Genomic DNA, 17,904 nt, shown 5'->3' on the forward strand with positions numbered 1-17,904 from the left:
GAATGTAAAATAGCAAAACAGAATATAAGATGAAAAAAACACTACTTTTCACCATTGCCATGATCGCAATGAGTGCATGGTCTTCTAAGGCTAACAATGTTGCTTCTGTGATAGCAGACTCTACTCCGAATGCTGCTATTGATACAACAGAGTGTCGTAAGAATGTGTCTTACTTCAAGATTCATGCTAAGACCAACAACTTTCAGGATGCTTACGATTTCTGGTTGAAGGTTTACAAGAACTGCCCCGATATGACTAAGGATATCTATATCGTCGGTCCTCAAATCTTGAAATGGAAAGTGGCACAAGCAAAAACGCCACAAGAGAAAACAGAGTTCATCAACCAGCTTATGGAGGTTTACGATACAAGAATGAAGTATTTCGCAAACGATCCGCAATTTGGTCCTGACTATATTTTAGCTTCTAAGGTTTCAGACTATATAGAGGTAATGGCTGAAAAGGCAGACTATGAAATGGTTTACAACTGGCTTAAGGATATCGTGGCAGAGAAGAAAGAAAAAACAGACTACATGGCTCTGAACTTCTACCTCTACTCTTCCATGGTGAAGGTGATTAAGAATGCAGATCACAAAGAGCAATATATAAATGAGTATCTGACTATCTCCAAGTACTACGAAGATGCTCTCAAGAAAGCTCAAGAAAGTGGTGATGCAGACAGACAACAGCTCTACACAGACCTTAAAACTGCAGCAGATACACAATTTGCTTCAAGTGGAGCTGCAAGTTGCGATATGCTTCAAAAGATATATGGTAGTAAGATAGAAGAGAACAAAGACAACAAGGAGTACTTGGATAATGTTATCGCTCTTCTTCGTAGAGTAAACTGCCAGGAAAGTGATGTCTATTTCCGTGCATCTGAGTTTGCTTACGCTATCTCTCCTTCAGCTGAAGCTGCTTTGGGTCTTGCTAAAAGAGCTCACTTGAATAAGGATAGAGTAAGAGCAAATCAACTCTTTGAGGAAGCTGCATCTCTTTCTACCTCTTCAGACCAAAAGGGAGATATATATTATATCATCGCTCAGCTTGCATACGAACAAGGTCAATACTCTCGTGCAAGACAATATGCCAACAAGGCTATGGAAGAAAAGTCGGGCTTTGGAGCACCATTGGTATTGATTGCTAATGCTTATGCAGCAACAGCCAACTCAATCTTCCCGGATGACTCAGTGAAGTCTCGCATCGTTTATTGCCTTGCAGTGGATAAGCTTGAAAGAGCAAGAGCAATAGACCCATCCATTGCAGCGGAAGCAGGAAGATTGATCGCAAGATACAGATCTTACTATCCAAGCAAGGAAGATGTCTTTATGCACCCTGATCTTAAAGAGGGACAAAGCATGGCTATCGGTGGATGGATAGGTGAAAGTACCACTATTCGTGTGAAGTAATAGCTAAACGTGGACAACGACAAAGATCATAAACAAGGTTTTAAGACCCTTATAAATACAATAACACAACCTCAAGTATGGGGTTGTGTTATTGTTGCATTATGTCTCTCATCTATTCTGGCATCTTGCGGAGGCGCAAAGACGGATGCGATAAAAGATAATTCGGACAGCATTGCATATACCGTTTATACTCGTGGAGTGGAGACATTGATTTCGGATTCCGGTGTTACGAAATATAAGCTAAAGGCAGACGAATGGTATATTTATAATAACGATACTTTGGATCAGTGGAGCTTCCCGAAAGGAATATATCTGGAGCAGTTTGATACCCTGTTTGTACCGCAAGCTACCGTAAAGTCCGATACTGCTTTTTACTATGTAGGACGAGATACTTGGGAGTTGATAGGAAATGTTGAGATCATCAATCTATTGGGAGATAGGTTTACAACCAATAGAATGTTTTGGAATAGAACAAGACAACTTATATATTCCGATGAATATGTGAGGGTAGATCTCGCCAATGGAAATCAGATAGAAGGTATCGAGGGATTTGAGAGTAACGAACAGATGACCCGGTTTGAGTTTAAGAAGTCTATGGCAAACTTTTTACTGCAAGACGGAGAGATGGTCAACTCAAAGGCTTCTTCCGGAACATCTTCTGCTTCTACCACTCCTACGGACTCTCTTCCTAAAAAGAAAGAGGAGAAAAAACTTAAACATAAGTCCGATATTAACACGACGACCAATTAAGTCAAGACTTATCAGGAAGAGCCATGATTTATCTTTACATTTTTATTTGCATCTTATTTTCAGCCTTTTTCTCCGGGATGGAGATTGCTTTTGTCTCATCGGACAGGCTACGTATAGAGTTAGACAAATCTTCTTCCAACCGTATTGGACGGCTGCAAACACTTTTCTTTAACAATCCGGGACAGTTTATTACCACAATGCTTGTGGGGAATAATATCGCTTTGGTCGTTTTTGGTCTCCTTATGGCTCAGCTTTTGGAGCCTCCTCTTTCCCGTTTTATTTCCAATCCGTTCCTTGTTGTCCTTGCTCAGACACTTATCTCTACGGCGATCATTCTTGTAACAGCAGAGTTTATACCTAAGGCTATTGCTAAAATCAATCCCAACTGGAGCTTGAGATTTTTCTCTTTCCCCCTTGCTCTGATCTACATCATCCTCTATCCTATCGCAAAGTTTTCCGCTCTCTTGTCCAATCTGTTGCTGTTCCTGTTCGGAATAAGAAAGGACATGAGTGCAGAGGTAAAGCTCGGCAAAATAGATTTGGACAATTATATAGAGATAAATCAAGGCGACACCTCTGCAGGTAAAGAGACTACGGTAGGAGGAGTAAAGATACTACAGAATGCGATAGACTTTTCCGACATTCACCTAAGAGATTGTCTGATCCCTCGCAACGAGATTGTTGCTGTGGAAGAAAACACCACAAGGCAAGAGCTTTTAGAGTTGTTTATCTCTTCCGGATTCTCCAAAATAATAGTTTATAGAGATACAATAGACGACATCATCGGCTATATACACTCGGTGGAAATGTTTTCCGAGCAGAGAGGAGACTGGAGAGAGAGCATCCGATCTACGCTTTACGCTCCAGAAAGTGTACTTGCTCAGAAGATGATGAAGAAGCTCATGCAGGAAAAGATGAGCATTGCCGTTGTTGTGGATGAGCTTGGAGGCACAGCCGGAATAGTTACACTCGAAGATCTTTTGGAAGAGATCTTTGGTGATATAGAGGATGAGCACGACACTCTATCGGTTGTGATGAAGAAGATCGGAGATAACGAATACATCTTTTCGGGGCGTGCCGAGATTGATGACATTAACGATAAATTTGATCTTGATCTGCCTACCTCTCCGGACTATCTTACCATAGCCGGATTGATATTGGATCATCATCAATCCCTGCCCAATAGAGGAGATGCTATCTTCTTGGAACCAAGCTTTAAGTTTAATATTATAAGAGCGACAAAAAATAAAATAATGTTGGTACGTTTGACCATAGCTAATTCCCCTGAATAGTGTAGCTATACAGTAAAAAATATGTACCTTTGTTCCTCGTAAATCATGTAAATTAAAACTATAATATCATTATATGGCAACATTAGAGAAAATCAGAAGTAAGTATGCAATCTTGCTCGTTGTACTATTGGGCTTGGCTATGCTTGCATTTGTACTTGGAGACCTTTTCAGAGGAGGGTCTGCTTTGTTTCAAGACAGCCAGATGGTTGTATTGAGTGTAAATGGTGAGAATGTCAAGATTCAAGATTTTGAAAAGAGGGTGGAAGAGACTACTGAGAACTACAAGATGTTCAGTGGAAACAGAGAGCTCACAGAGGCAGACTACCAACAGATTCGCAATCAAGTCTACTCTATGATCATCATGGAGAATGTTTTGAATAGCGAAGCCGAAAAGATAGGTCTTACCATCTCTCCGGAAGAGGTTTACGATCTTGTTCAAGGTGAAAACATTTCTCCTCTTATCCTACAATCTCCGATGTTTAAGGATGAGCAGGGCAACTTTGACAGAAATGGATTTATCGAGTTTAGAAAGTCTATTGGAGAGAAGCAAGTAAATGAAGCATCTCCCGAACTTCGTCAGCAGTTGCTACAATACCGTGCTTACTGGTTGTCCATAGAAAATCAAGTCAAAGAGTTTCGCTTGAATGAGAAGTACGATGCTCTTTTGACCAAAGGAATTGTTGCAAATAAGCTGGATATAGCAGCTGCAACCACAGAAGAAAAAGAGATTGCAACCATCGCTTATGTTGCACAAAACTCTTTTGCAATGGCGGACTCTCTTGTTTCTGTCTCTGATGCAGAGATGAAAGAGTACTACAACACTCACAAAGAGATGTTCAAAGTGCCTGCATATAGAGTGGTTGACGTGATTTACTCTACTCTTCTTCCGAGTGAAAAAGATAAGGAAGACACAAAGAAAGATATAGAAGATGCTGCGGCAGAACTTGCTCAAGGAGACAACTATGACGATATCATCTCTTCTTATTCAGATATGAAGTATATCGACTCATACCTTTCAGAAGGTCTCCTTTCTTCGGAATACTTCTACACTGGAATGTTGGACGAGCTGAAGAGTGCAGAGGTTGGTGCCGTACTGCCGGTACATCACAACAGCGGTACATACGCAGTGGCAAAGCTTGTTGGCAGGAAAGTGGCTCCGGATTCAATATTCATCCGCCATATTCTACAACCTTCAACAGCCGAAGGCACTAAGGTTATAGACAGCCTTTTGAATGTATTGGGTTCTACTCCGGCAGCTTTCTCGGATCTTGCAGCACAGTTCTCTCAAGATCCCGGCTCTAAAGACAACGCAGGCGAACTTGGTTGGGTAACAGAGGTACAAGCCTTGCAATCGTTCGGTGAAGAGTTCCGCGATGCTCTTTTCTCTGCTCAGATCAATAAGCCATTCAAGTTCACATCTCGTTTTGGAGAGCACATCCTTTTGGTCGATAAGGCTACAGCTCCGGTCAATAAGTATAAGGTGGCATATCTTTCAAAGAGTGTAGAGCCCGGAACAGAGACATATACTAAGGCATACAACGATATCAGCTCATTCAAGGCTGCTTACAATAAGGCAGAAGGTATAGATACAGCTGCCATCAACAAGGGTTATCAAGTGCTTTACAACATGGAAGTTTACCCATCATCTTCTGCTATTGCTCAAAATATCCAAAGCAGTAGAGAGCTGGTGCGCTGGGCATTCAATAATCCTAAGGGATCTATCTCCGACATTAAAGACTATGACGATAAGTTCGTAATGGCTGTTGTACGCAAGGAGATACCTCAAGGTTACAAGCCGTTTGAAGAATCGAAAGAAGAGATTCGTCCGGTATTGTTGAACGAAAAGAAGGTTGAAAAGCTCTTCGCACAGTTGAAGTCTGAAAATCCTCAGTCTTTGGAAGCATTTGCAGCTGCTCACTCTCTTCCGGCAGACACTTTGAAACATTTGGGCTTTGCAAGTACCAGAATAGACGGTGTCGGTTTTGAACCTGCTCTTAATGCTGTGGCAGCTTCTGCTCCGCTCAATAAGGTTCTTCCTGTAAAGGGTATGAACGGCGTTTATGTAGTGAAGGTTGAAGAGAGAGTACCTAATATCAACTCTCCTCTAACCGGCGCAAGCGCAGGAGATCTTATCCAAGCCAACCTTCAGTCTAAGGTAAGAATGCAGGCTTTGAGACTGCTCATGTCTAAGATGGATGTTGTTGACAATAGAGTACGCTTCTATTAAACAGCAATAAAGACATAGATAAAACAGAAAGGGGATCTTTTATCAGCTTACCTGATCGAAGATTCCCTTTTTTATACCCTTATTCTACTTATTTGTTATGAACAAAATTCTACTCTTTCTACTCCTTCTTTCTTTTCCTCTGCTTTCTAATGCGCAGAGCCGGGAGCAGGACGACACTCTATCCGTTACCGATACTCTTCCCGAAGGTGATATGTCCGACCTGTTGGACTTTCTGGGTGTCCGTCTCTACAAACTGAAAATCTCTTCCTCCTTGCCCCTGACTCATCCCAAGGCGATACTTATTGAGAAGATCGAAGGAGGCTCGGTAGCGAGAGACACGATCTCTTTCGCCGACATTTTGGCACATCGTTCCCAAAATGATCTATATACATCTTACCCTCTTTCCGGACTTGGGCAGATTTCAAAGAATAAAGATGGAAAAGCCACGTTAAAAGTGAGCTTCAATCTGCCCATACTCAAGCAAGATGCCACTCGTGAACTGAAAGTTGACGAAAAGCAGGCAAAAGACTATATCTTTTTCTCCGTCGCTCATGCCTATCCGAAGTTTGAACGCGGAGTCTTTACACCTTTATTTGTTTTCATTCCTCCCCTCTATATGGAGGACGGATTCGGTTCCTACTGCGCCATCAATTATAGCAAAGTTCCGCCCATTGAGTGGAAAACCAAGTTTGGATTGGACAACTACATCATATACTCCTTTCTGTTCGATAGGGTAGAGCCGTAGAAAGATTATCGGTAGAAAATTGCCTCTCATTTAAGATAAAGGCAGCCCTCACTGTTATCCCACTATCATAATCATAAAGACCATGTTTAGATTATCTGCTAAACATGGTCTTTTTCTTTCTTGAATAGGTTAGAAAGTTAGAAGCAAGGCTTGCTCTCTTCGCTTCACACTTTGCTCTCTCCACTTCATGCCTTGCTTTCCAATATTCAAAGCTCGGTTTTTACCTATCAAGCCTTGAACTACACTTCTGTAAGGCATCAATCTTTCTTTTATACGTGTATGGAACACTTTTCATTCGTGTTTAAGTTAGAAATAGAGAAAACACAAAGCTATCTCATAAAAGGGTAGAAAGTATTGATAAACCATCTAAAGCTTACTTTCTGATACAATAGCCTTCGTTGGATTTTGATAATAACAGATATATTATATACCTTTGATGCATGGTTTAATTAAAAATTTAGTTCTATGGATAGCATACTATCTATAAAAGGGTTGCATTTTGCTTATCAAGGCAACCAAGTCCTTCGAGGAGTCGATATGGAAGTGCCTCAAGGATCCGTGTTTGGCTATCTGGGAAAAAACGGAGCGGGAAAATCTACCACCATAAGGCTGTTATTGGGGTTGCTTCCGATAGGGAGAGGGGAGATTTTTTTTCGAGGTGTTAATCTTAAAGAGTCTCCACTCCTTCTGCGCTCTTTCTCCGGTAGTATGATAGAACACCCATTTTTTTATCCATTTCTGACCGTATCGGAAAATCTGAACTACCTTGATACTATATTCGGGATGGGCAAACAACGAAAAGAGGAGGTATTGTCCCTAATGGGGCTCAGTGATCATGCCGACAAGAAAGCCCTTTCTCTTTCATCCGGATTGAAGCAGCGTCTTGGTCTGGCCATGTGTCTGTTCAATCGCCCGAAGATGTTGATTCTTGACGAGCCTCTCAATGCGTTGGATCCCCAAGGGATATATGAGTTAAGATTGATCTTGAAGCGGCTGAACCGGGAAGAGGGTGTAACCATATTCCTTTCGAGCCATATCTTGGAGGAGTTGGAGAAGCTGGCAGACCACGTCGCCATCATTCACGAAGGCAGAATACTTTACCAAGGGAATATTGACGGTCTGACAAGAAAACAGCCCGACATCGTAAGTTTTAAGGTCAATGATACCTCTGTCATCACTCGTCTGGGGTATGACTCCAACTTTTCTTTGCTGGGCGTTCATGATTCAAATCATGTGGAGTTTGAGATCGGGAACGAAAATGAATTTGCTCGCCTGATAGCTTCCATGTCGAAAGACGGAATCTCTATATACAACATAACCCACAAAGGCTCTGCTCTCGAAAATGCTTTTATCCACCTTACAGAATAGATAGTTATGAAATCCAAGCTCTCTCTTTCGGCTCTATGCGGAGCCGAGATCTATAAAGTTTTTCACAACAGGATCATTGTTTCCTGTCTGTTATCCCCTTTGCTCGTCTACCTGCTTGCACTTATCTATATGCTCTATAAGGGACGGAGTGGACTTTTTGACTATGAGATGCCTCAGTATGTCGGTAATCCATGGATGATGATCTGGTCTCGCCAAAGCCTTCCTATCCTTTCGTTGATGCTGCCACTGGTTGTAACAGTTGTATCTTACCTGCTTTGTGAGATAGAGTTTCAGAATGACAACATCAGGTCTCTCTTTTCTCTGCCTGTTACAAAGTGGAAGCTCTATCTGTCTAAAGTGCTTGTGCTATTTTTTCTGATCGTAATAGTGTCTGTTATTACGTGGGCAGGCTTCATTTTGGGCGGGTATCTGTTAGGTTTTTTTATGCCGGCATATCCATTTGCAGAGTATGCTGTTTGGTTGCCATCGCTACAAATTCTCTCAAGGATCTTGCTGGCTTCATTCTGTGTCGGGATGATAGAGTTGGTTTTCAGTTTGTGCTTCCGAAACTTTACGCTACCGGTTATTTCATGTATTCTTTTGACAGGTATTGCAATCTTTGTTACGAACGAACCGATTGGCTCTTATCTGCCATTTGCAACCTATACTTACATTGGCTCAGTACGTCCGATAGAAGAACTGATGGGATACGATATGCGAGACATCGCCAACCTGATACTCTTGGGAGGAGGGATGGTGTTGGGATACATATATTTCACACCGGAAAAGAGGCGCTTGCTGTCTTAAGAAAATATAGACCTTCGGATAAAAAAAGAATAAAACCTAAGGACTTAATAATAAGAGAATAACATCGATTCAACTTATGTAAAAGGATCGGATAAGAAATGAGCGATGTTTTCTTGCCTTCATTGTTTTGCGGAATTACAAATATTGCTTACTTCTTGTCTGAAAAGGCTCTCAATTCTCTATGAAAAACATCTGAAACAAAAAGAAATTTGTCTTCTCAGAGAAAGAAATAGTTTATCTTCTCCTTATAACGGACTTGATGTTGTACCTTTGTAAATGTGAGTTCTCAGCCTTAAAAAGCAATTCGAAGAAGGGACTCAATACAATTAACAAATTGATGTATAATATGGAGAAAGCTCGTTCAAAACGAAATCGTACTATAATTTTATCAGAAACCGAACGTGTAGCGTTAAGACAGGATTTATCTAAACTAACAAGTAAATCTTTGGTTGATGACGTTCTTGATAAAACGTTTAATCAAGATCTATTTGAAGCCATTGAGTACTTTCCTAAGCATTTTGCAGACCTCCTTATTATTGACCCTCCGTATAACCTTTCAAAAGATTTTGCAGGGTTCAAGTTCAAAGCAACAGATGATAATAGCTATATTGAATATGTGAGAAGCTGGTTGCCTAAAGTATTGGAACTTTTAAAGCCCAATGGTAGCGTGTATGTATGTTGTGATTGGAAAAGTTCTAGTGCAATTTATCAGGTATTGAATGAGTATGCTATTGTCAAAAACCGTATTACATGGCAACGCGAAAAGGGACGCGGAGCTAAAACAAACTGGAAGAATGCAATGGAGGATATATGGTTTGGAGTTCTTAAGGAAAAAGACTATTTCTTTGATGTTAAATCTGTTATGCAGAAAAGAAAAGTGGTTGCTCCCTATAAGATTGAAGGCAAGCCTAAAGATTGGGAAGAAACTGAAGAAGGAAACTTCCGGCTCACTTATCCATCTAACTTTTGGGATGATATTAGTATTCCATATTGGTCTATGCCAGAAAATACAGACCACCCAACTCAAAAGCCAGAAAAATTGATTGCTAAGCTAATTCTGGCTTCTTGTCCCAAAGGAGGGATCGTACTCGACCCTTTCCTTGGAAGTGGAACAACCTCAGTCGTTGCAAAAAAACTAGATAGACACTATTGCGGTATTGAAATCAACGAGGAGTATGCCTTATTAGCTATAAAACGTTTATACATGGCTGAAAATGACAAAAACATTCAAGGCTACTGTGGTGGTGTTTTTTGGGAGCGCAATACATTAAATTTTCAAAGAAAATCCCAACAGGGAGCGAAGTCACCAAAGAAAGCTAATATAACTCAATCATTTAAAGAGACATTATTCTAATTATGAATCAGATAATAACTGACTTTATTGAGTATGTCCAAAATGACATGCCTACACGTAACAAGGAAAGAGCCCAGCAAGAAACTCAGCAACGCTTCGGAATGACAAAAGATGGTAAGGTTTATTATACCAATCACTTTGCTGTTAGATTTTGCTATTCTAAGAATGGGTCTTTCTCAAATACTGTACTTGCTCTGTCTAAACTGCAGAAGTTTGATCATATCCCATTCTTTGTGGTATTGATAAAAGGGAATCAAGACAGTGCCTTATTTCTTGCAAACTCTTCATTACTTCAGAAAATCAGCCACAGTTCTCAGGAACTGAGGAAGAATAATATCAAGGGCAGTTTTAATGGGTCTGATATTATAAAGAGATATAACGACATTCCTAATGATTCGGAGCATGTTGGGCAATTATTTGCGATTCATGAAGGTTTTACATGGGATGAAAATCTTGAAAGATTGGTAGAGGCGACATTGGAAATCAAGCCACATAAAGAGAAATTCAAGCCCAACGAAAGACAAATTGAAAACCTATTTTCTTCTGTGAATAGAGCAAAGGAGTTTGTCAAATCTAAAGATTATGAGATTCTGAAAAAAGATCTAGATAAGCGTGTTGAGCGTAATCTGAAGGCTATACTTGTTGCATCTCGTATTGAAAATGTAAACATTCGAGGACGCTTGATTGAATATATTATCACAACTAAGAATAGCACAGTTTTAGAAGACCTTCGTTATATTGAGAGTCAATTGCCAGTATATGATACTAGAAATGGTTTGGGTGACTATGTTTTGGAATTTTCCGACAGGAAGACATACACAGATATCAAAACCAAAATAATGTATCTTGATTCGAATCCAAAAGCTTATAATGTGGATAAGTTCTTGGAATGCATGAGCGAAAAGAATTCTGTGTTTATGTTATATCTCATTGGTATTAATGAAAATGGTTTGGTGAATTGTGTACTTTGCTCTGTATATGATAAGCAAATTATAGATGCAACAATTTTACAATTCCATTGGGCTGGACGTGCAACAAGAGGAGTTGCTCAGTTCAAAGGAAGCGATCTTTCAGATATTATTCTTGCTAATAATTTCAACAATGACATAAACTCAGATCAATGTAATTCTTTTTTACAGAAACTTCTTGATAGATAGCAACAATAAATACAACTCCCGACATTGAGTTACATCCATTTACCAGAGCTTGCTTCTATCAATCAAAGTGTTGAGGGCTTTCTACTACTCCTCTCCTATCCTAACTGTTCCATTAAGTCTAAGATGAGAAGTTCATAGCAGAGAAAGTCTTGAAATATGAGATTAGAAGAGTAGAGACTTGCTCCGTTCCTAATGATTTTGTTAAAAGATAATGATTTTATATTAGGATAGTCTCCTATTAGCTTTATTGCCTACTCCTGAACTTGATGAGAGCATTGGAGTAAGTATATAGTCTTTGAGATTTGGTATTCAAAGTTCTATCTGTCCCATTTGGAGCAGGTTTAATTTCTACCATTTGCCATTTCTGTTTTGGATTTTTTATTGTTCTCTAATCATGGCTTTAGAGTAATTGATACCCTTTTCGGAGTAAAGTCAAGGAGTAAGTAGCATGAGATGTTTATGTGGTACTTCATCTTTTCTCATACTTTACATTTCCGTCCTCTGTATAATAAAATTTAAGGGCTGACCTCTCATAAAGAAGTCAGCCCTTAACAGTTTCTTTGCCGTAATACGAAAAGTCTTTTCGTTCTATCTGTGTCAATCAATGTACAGAACGATACTTAAGAGTATGGATGCGCTTGCAACAACGAGATATATTCAGGACTTAGAGGGCCTTTTGCTTCCCTTGTAGATGAGTACGGCAACAATTATGGCAGCTATTCCCATGAAGATGTAACCTAAAAGGTGGCTGTTCTTCATGACATAGTCCATAAGTTTGTCTTGTGGAACAAATGAAGCAAAGTAGTAGCCCATGGCTGCAAGAATAGCGTTCCAAACACCTGCACCGATAAAAGTATAGAGGATGAACTGTGGAAGTTTCATCTTGGCAAGTCCGGCAGGAATGGAAATGAGTTGGCGAATACCTGGAACAAGCCTACCCATAAGGGTCGAGATGATTCCGTTTTTATAGAAGAAACTTTCCGCTTTCTGTACTTTGGCTTCATTGATAAGGCACATTGCTCCTATGCGGCTATTGGCAAATCTGTAAACTATTTTTCGTCCGAGAAAGAGAGCCAGATAGTAGTTGATGAGAGCTCCGATCGTAGCTCCTATTGTTCCGAATAAGACTACAAGATAGACATTGAGTTCACCTGTTGCAGCTGCTTTATATGCGGCAGGAGGTATAACCACTTCGGAAGGGAACGGTATGAAAGAGCTCTCGATGATCATCAAGAGAGTAATGGTAAAGTAGTCCAAAGACTCTAATGCCCATTGAAATAGAGATGCTGTATCCATTGTATGGTGTTGTCTGTTTTATTCGATCGGAGTCAGCTTTGCATAGCGGGCTATGAGTAGCTTTTCTCCTTCGGTATCAAATATGATTTTTATTTTTATTCCATGATCGCTCTGAACCATCTCTTGAACGGTACCATCCCCAAAGATATGATGATTGACGCGATCTCCTTCTTTGTAGGAGAGTGCTTGCGTAGTGGCTGCTTGGGGAACGTTTTTGAGGGGTTCCAGCTTTTTCTCTCGTGTTATGGCTTTTGCAAGAAATGAGGGAGAGTGTTTCTCTTTCCTGAATTTGAGATCGCTCTCGTTGTTGATGAACTTTTCATCAAGGTCGTACAAGAATCTGCTGGGAAAAGATTGTACATACTTGCCGTAGCTGCTACGAGAGTATGCAAAAGAGATACAACACTCGATCTTGGCTCTTGTGATAGCCACATAGAGCAGTCGTCGCTCCTCTTCCACTCCGTTTATGGTATCAATGCTCCGTTCGGACGGGATAAGTCCATCTTCTACGCCTACTATAAACACATAGTCATACTCCAACCCTTTGGAGGTGTGCATGGTCATAAGTGTTATTTTAGGGGCATCATCTTTCTCGTCTTGGTCTCTATCCGTATAGAGAGCAACCTCTTGCAGATACTCTTCCGGTGTGGGTGCTTCCACACCTTCATCCTCCTTCAGAGCCGTATATTCGTCCATCGCATTGAGCAGCTCCGAAATATTCTGCTTACGATCTTCTCCCTCTGCCGTTTTATCGGATTCCAGCAGACTGTACAGTCCGCTTTTGTGAAGGATATTTTGTGTTAATTCCAGCAGGGTGGCGCTTGCAGCCTCTGTCTTAAATCCCAAAATCATATCGGCAAAGGCTCTAAACTTCTTTACGGCGGCCGGTTTGAGGGCATTGCAAAAGTCGGGCTCATTGACAATGGCATTCATATAGGAGCACTCTTTTTCTTTGGCAAACGTGTGCAACTGCTCGAAAGAGGTTGCTCCTATACCTCTTGCCGGCATATTGTAGATGCGTCGGAAGGCTTCGTCATCATCCATATTGACCAACAAGCGAAGGTATGCGATAACATCTTTCACCTCTTTGCGTTCGTAGAAAGACATCCCTCCATATATCCTTAGCTTGATGCCCAACACTCTTATCTGGTCTTCCAATATACGGCTTTGAGCATTGGTACGGTAGAGGATGGCTATATCTTCCGGATCTACACCGCTTTGTATAAGGTGCAGTATCCTTGCCCCTACTGCTTGTGCCTCTATGTTGGCAGAGTAAGATGAAATAAGAGTGGTTTTCTGTCCCGGTCCTTTCACGCTTACTACCTCTTTCGGGATGCGTTGTGTGTTTTTCTCTATGAGTCCGCTTGCCAAATCTACGATATTGGAAGTGGAGCGGTAGTTCTTTGTGAGCTTGAAGAGTGCGGCATTCTCAAAAGACTTCCGGAAGTTGAGTATGTTGTCTATCCGAGCTCCTCGAAATGAGTAGATGCTTTGACTATCATCGCCGACAACGCAAACCATACAGTCTTCACCACACAAAAGCTTCACAATCTGATGTTGCACCCTGTTGGTGTCCTGATACTCATCTACGAGTATGAACTTATACCGCTCTTGGAGCTCTTCCCTTACTTCCGGATGGTCATTGAGAAGCCTGTAAGTATAGAGTAGGAGATCATCGAAGTCCATTGCATTGGCAGCAATACACCTTTCGGAATAGAGCAGAAAGATATCTTTTATCCTTGGCATCTGACGCTTTCTGTCCGCATCTGTCAAAACAGGAGAAAGGGCATACTGCTTGGCAGATACCATGTTGTTTTTTGCTCCCGATATGATGCTCTGAACGGTATTGGGCTTATACTGCTTCTCATCCAGCTTCATATCTTTTATGATACTCTTGATGAGAGCGCGAGAGTCTGCCGTGTCATATATCGTGTAAGAGGAGGTGAAGCCGATATGGGAAGCGTAGTGTCTTAGAATACGAGAGAATATAGAGTGAAATGTCCCCATGGGTATCATCTGCGCCATACTCCTGCCAACGGTAGAAGCTATACGCTCTCGCATTTCTCTGGCTGCCTTGTTGGTAAAGGTAAGTGCCATAATGCTGTAAGGAGCGTAGCCTTGTGCTATCAGGTATGCCACCTTGGTTGTCAGCACACGGGTCTTACCGGATCCTGCTCCTGCAAGTATCAGGGAGTGTCCTTGACAGTATAGCACAGCTTCTCGCTGCTCATTGTTGAGAGTTTCGAGAGAGGATTCTATATTCATAACTCTTTGTTTAGAAAGTATGCCGTGTGAGATTTGGAGAGTACTTCCGGAGCAGTCATCTCTTCCGGAGTACCTTGAAAGATGATTTCTCCGCCACCCGTACCTCCTTCCGGGCCAAGGTCTATGATATAGTCTGCGGACTTTATCACGTCTAAGTTGTGCTCTATCACAACCACCGTGTTTCCTCTGTCCACAAGGCTTTGGAGGATGTTCAGAAGCATTCTTATATCCTCGAAGTGAAGTCCCGTGGTGGGTTCGTCCAGGAAATAGATCGTCTTTCCCGTATCTCTTTTGGAGAGCTCTGTTGCCAGCTTGATGCGTTGGCACTCTCCTCCGGATAGCGTTGAAGAGGGCTGACCAAGCTTGATGTAACCGAGTCCCACATCTTGCAGAGTCTTTATTTTTTTTAGGATCGACGGATTGTTTTCAAAGAACTCCACAGCCCTATTGACTGTCATGTCCAAGATGTCGGAGATGGATTTTCCTTTATACCGAACTTCAAGCGTCTCCCTGTTGTAGCGTTTTCCCTTGCACGCTTCACAAGGTACGTAGACATCGGGCAGGAAGTTCATCTCTATGGTTTTGTAGCCATTGCCTTTGCAGGTTTCGCACCTGCCGCCCTTAATATTAAATGAGAAGCGTCCCGGCTTGTAGCCGCGCATTTTACTTTCGGGGAGTTCCACGAAGAGGCTGCGTATCAAAGTGAAAATCCCCACATAGGTTGCGGGATTGCTTCGGGGCATTCTGCCGATGGGGCTCTGGTCCACGGCGACTACCTTATCTATATATTCCAGTCCCTCTATCTCCTCATAGGGCAGCGGGGCAGTCTGTGAGCGGTAGAAGTGTTGGCTTAGAATGGGGTAGAGGGTAGAGTTGATGAGAGAAGACTTTCCGCTTCCCGACACTCCGGTGATACAGGTCAATGTCCCGATGGGAAGGCGCATGGTATCTCCTTTGAGATTGTTGCCCGTAGCGCCTTTCAGCACCAAGAGTTCCCCCGAACCTTTTCGGCGAGAGGCGGGCACTTCTATCCTCTTTGTTCCTTTGAGGTATTGGGCGGTGAGAGTATCCTGTTCGAGCATCTCTTTCGGCGTGCCGGCAAAGACCACTCGTCCGCCTTTACGTCCGGCTCCGGGGCCCAGGTCTACGACATAGTCTGCCTCCAGCATCATATCTTTGTCGTGCTCGACGACGATAAGAGAGTTTCCCTGATCTCTAAGATTCTTGAGGGAGTGAATGAGCTTTACGTTGTCTCTCTGATGCAGACCGATGCTCGGTTCGTCCAGGATATAGAGGACATTGACCAGCTTGCTTCCGATCTGAATTGCCAGGCGTATGCGTTGGCTCTCTCCGCCGCTCAGGGATCCGGAGGAGCGGTTCAGGCTCAGATAATCCAAGCCGACGTCAAGAAGAAAGTCCGTTCTGGCATCTATCTCTTTGATGATCTCTTCTGCGATGGTCCACTGTCTGCTGTCGAACTTTGTTTTCAGGGACTTTATCCACTCTTTGAAGTCGGGCAGATGCAGCGAGGATACCTCCATGATGTCTTTGCCGTCTATCTTAAAGTGGAGGCTTTCGGTTTTCAGCCGTTTGCCCATGCAGAGCGGACACTGCACATGAGTGCTGAACTGCTCTGCCCACTTCCTTGCCGCGTGCGACTCTTCCATCTCCGCATACCGGTTGATGTACTCTGCAAGTCCGTTGTACTCCAGCAGCTTTTCGGGCAACATCCCGGAGGGGATCTCTTTGGGTCGGTTCAGCGTGTAGTTTGTTCCGTTCAGGATATCGTCTATCAGCTCTTCGGGCAGCTCTCCCACGGGGTCGTCTATGGAGAAGCCGTGGTGTTCGCATATCGCCATGAGCTGTGCAAAGATCATGTTCCGCTTGAGTTTTCCTATCGGCTCTATTCCTCCGTCCCGGATGCTCAGCTTCGGGTTGGGGAATATCTTCTCTGCCTGCAAGGCTGTTACCTGCCCGAGGCCTTTGCACTTCGGACAGGCTCCCCGGGGCGAGTTGAAAGAGAAAGAGTGGGGTGCCGGCTCGGAGTAGGAGAGACCCGTGGTGGGGCACATGAGCGAGCGGGAGTAGTAGTGTGGCGTGTCGGGGTCGTCGAAGGTTATGACCACCATCTGATCTTTCCCCTGCTTGAGAGCGGTGCGGACGCTCTCCTTTATCCTGCTTTCGGAGCTGTCGGAGACTTTTATCCGGTCTATCACTACTTCAATTCTGTGGATCTGATACCTCGAAAGTGCCATGTTGCGTTCTATCTCTCTCATCTGCCCGTCTATCCGGACATTGAGGTAGCCTTTTTTGCGCAGCTGCTCCAGGAGTTCGCGGTAGTGTCCTTTTCTGTCTTTCACGACGGGGGCGAGGAGATAAATCTTTTGCTCGGCGAAGGCGGAGCATATCGAGGAGACGATCTGCTCTTCGGTGTAGCGCACCATGGGTCTGCCGGTGTTGTAGGAGTAGGCTGTGGCGACGCGGGCGTAGAGGAGGCGGAGGAAGTCGAATATCTCCGTTGTGGTGCCGACGGTGGAGCGCGGATTTTTGTTCGTGGTCTTCTGTTCGATGGAGATCACCGGGCTGAGCCCTGTGATTTTGTCCACATCCGGACGCTCCATGTTGCCGAGAAACCCTCTCGCATAGCTCGAAAAGGTCTCGATGTAGCGCCGGCTTCCTTCGGCGAATATGGTGTCGAAAGCGAGGGAAGACTTCCCGCTGCCGCTCAGTCCGGTCAGGACGCAGAGGGAGTTGCGGGGCAGATCCGCGTCTATGTTTTTCAGGTTGTGGACACGCGCACCGCGCACTTGGAGCACGCCGTGTTCTATTCTGTCTGTATCTCTTCTCTTGTCAAGCTCTTTCATGGAGGGAAAGTGTTCCGAATAAACGCAGCAAAGATACGTTTTTCCGAGAAGCTTTCCAATCTTCTCCGGTGCCTCCGAAGCGGAAAGAAAAGCACTCTTTTCGGCAAGATTCCGGTCGAAAGCAAGGCTCAAAAAATTAGAGATTTTTAACGCAGAGCGCGCACCCGAAATTCATTACGAGGGAGCCGGAAAAAGAGGTGTGCGCACGGAAGAAAATTTTTGTGCGCACAGAAAAAAATTTTCGTGCGCAAGAAAAAAAATTTTCGTGCGCACAAAAAAATATTTTCGTGCGCACGAAAATCCGGGCTTTTTGCCGACCCCCTCGCAGCCCAGTACTGATCCCGTTTCTGAGAGACAGGCAAAAAAGCCGTTT

At 43.0% G+C, this 17,904-nt stretch carries 12 protein-coding genes; 9 read left to right on the plus strand and 3 right to left on the minus strand.

Translation table 11 applies throughout. The features are described 5' to 3' along the window. Positions 1-29: 29 nt before the first annotated feature. From HQ43_RS07600 to HQ43_RS07640, 9 genes are all read left to right on the plus strand, one after another. Positions 30-1,406, plus strand: a complete 1,377-nt coding sequence (locus HQ43_RS07600; RefSeq protein ID WP_036791782.1) for a tetratricopeptide repeat protein — start codon at positions 30-32, stop codon at positions 1,404-1,406. Between the two features lie 9 nt (positions 1,407-1,415). Continuing rightward, positions 1,416-2,156 (plus strand): LPS export ABC transporter periplasmic protein LptC, encoded by a 741-nt coding sequence (gene lptC, locus HQ43_RS07605; protein WP_052103148.1) that lies wholly within the window; start codon positions 1,416-1,418, stop codon positions 2,154-2,156. 23 nt (positions 2,157-2,179) lie between these two features. Beyond that, complete coding sequence (locus tag HQ43_RS07610) at positions 2,180-3,448, plus strand: hemolysin family protein (RefSeq protein WP_036791785.1); 1,269 nt, start codon at positions 2,180-2,182, stop codon at positions 3,446-3,448. Between the two features lie 73 nt (positions 3,449-3,521). After that, on the plus strand, positions 3,522-5,675 hold the full coding sequence (locus HQ43_RS07615) for a peptidylprolyl isomerase (RefSeq protein WP_036791788.1): 2,154 nt from the start codon (positions 3,522-3,524) through the stop codon (positions 5,673-5,675). A gap of 97 nt (positions 5,676-5,772) precedes the next feature. Then, the gene (locus HQ43_RS07620; protein WP_036791791.1) at positions 5,773-6,420 is read left to right on the plus strand and encodes a hypothetical protein; all 648 of its coding nucleotides are present in this window, start codon (positions 5,773-5,775) and stop codon (positions 6,418-6,420) included. Positions 6,421-6,885: 465 nt separating this feature from the next. Then, positions 6,886-7,788, plus strand: a complete 903-nt coding sequence (locus tag HQ43_RS07625; RefSeq protein ID WP_036791794.1) for an ABC transporter ATP-binding protein — start codon at positions 6,886-6,888, stop codon at positions 7,786-7,788. 6 nt (positions 7,789-7,794) lie between these two features. Continuing rightward, a complete protein-coding gene (locus tag HQ43_RS07630; RefSeq protein WP_036791797.1) occupies positions 7,795-8,595 on the plus strand; it encodes an ABC transporter permease in 801 nt (266 codons plus the stop codon). Positions 8,596-8,932: 337 nt separating this feature from the next. Next, positions 8,933-9,949: a DNA-methyltransferase gene (locus tag HQ43_RS07635; protein WP_036792785.1), complete on the plus strand. Its 1,017-nt coding sequence runs from the start codon at positions 8,933-8,935 to the stop codon at positions 9,947-9,949. 2 nt (positions 9,950-9,951) lie between these two features. Beyond that, positions 9,952-11,106, plus strand: coding sequence for a hypothetical protein (locus HQ43_RS07640; protein WP_052103149.1), 1,155 nt, complete (start codon positions 9,952-9,954; stop codon positions 11,104-11,106). Between the two features lie 657 nt (positions 11,107-11,763). Here the strand turns inward: HQ43_RS07640 and HQ43_RS07645 are convergent. The 3 genes from HQ43_RS07645 to uvrA are packed head-to-tail and all read right to left on the minus strand — an operon-like array spanning position 11,764 to position 17,531. Beyond that, a complete protein-coding gene (locus HQ43_RS07645) occupies positions 11,764-12,402 on the minus strand; it encodes a DedA family protein (protein WP_036791801.1) in 639 nt (212 codons plus the stop codon). An 18-nt stretch (positions 12,403-12,420) separates the two neighbouring features. After that, a complete protein-coding gene (locus HQ43_RS07650; RefSeq protein ID WP_036791804.1) occupies positions 12,421-14,667 on the minus strand; it encodes an ATP-dependent helicase in 2,247 nt (748 codons plus the stop codon). Then, positions 14,664-17,531, minus strand: a complete 2,868-nt coding sequence (gene uvrA, locus HQ43_RS07655; RefSeq protein ID WP_036792788.1) for an excinuclease ABC subunit UvrA — start codon at positions 17,529-17,531, stop codon at positions 14,664-14,666. Before uvrA ends, HQ43_RS07650 begins: the two co-directional genes overlap by 4 nt. Positions 17,532-17,904 lie beyond the last annotated feature (373 nt).

Source organism: Porphyromonas canoris (assembly GCF_000769115.1).
Lineage (GTDB): Bacteria > Bacteroidota > Bacteroidia > Bacteroidales > Porphyromonadaceae > Porphyromonas_A > Porphyromonas_A canoris.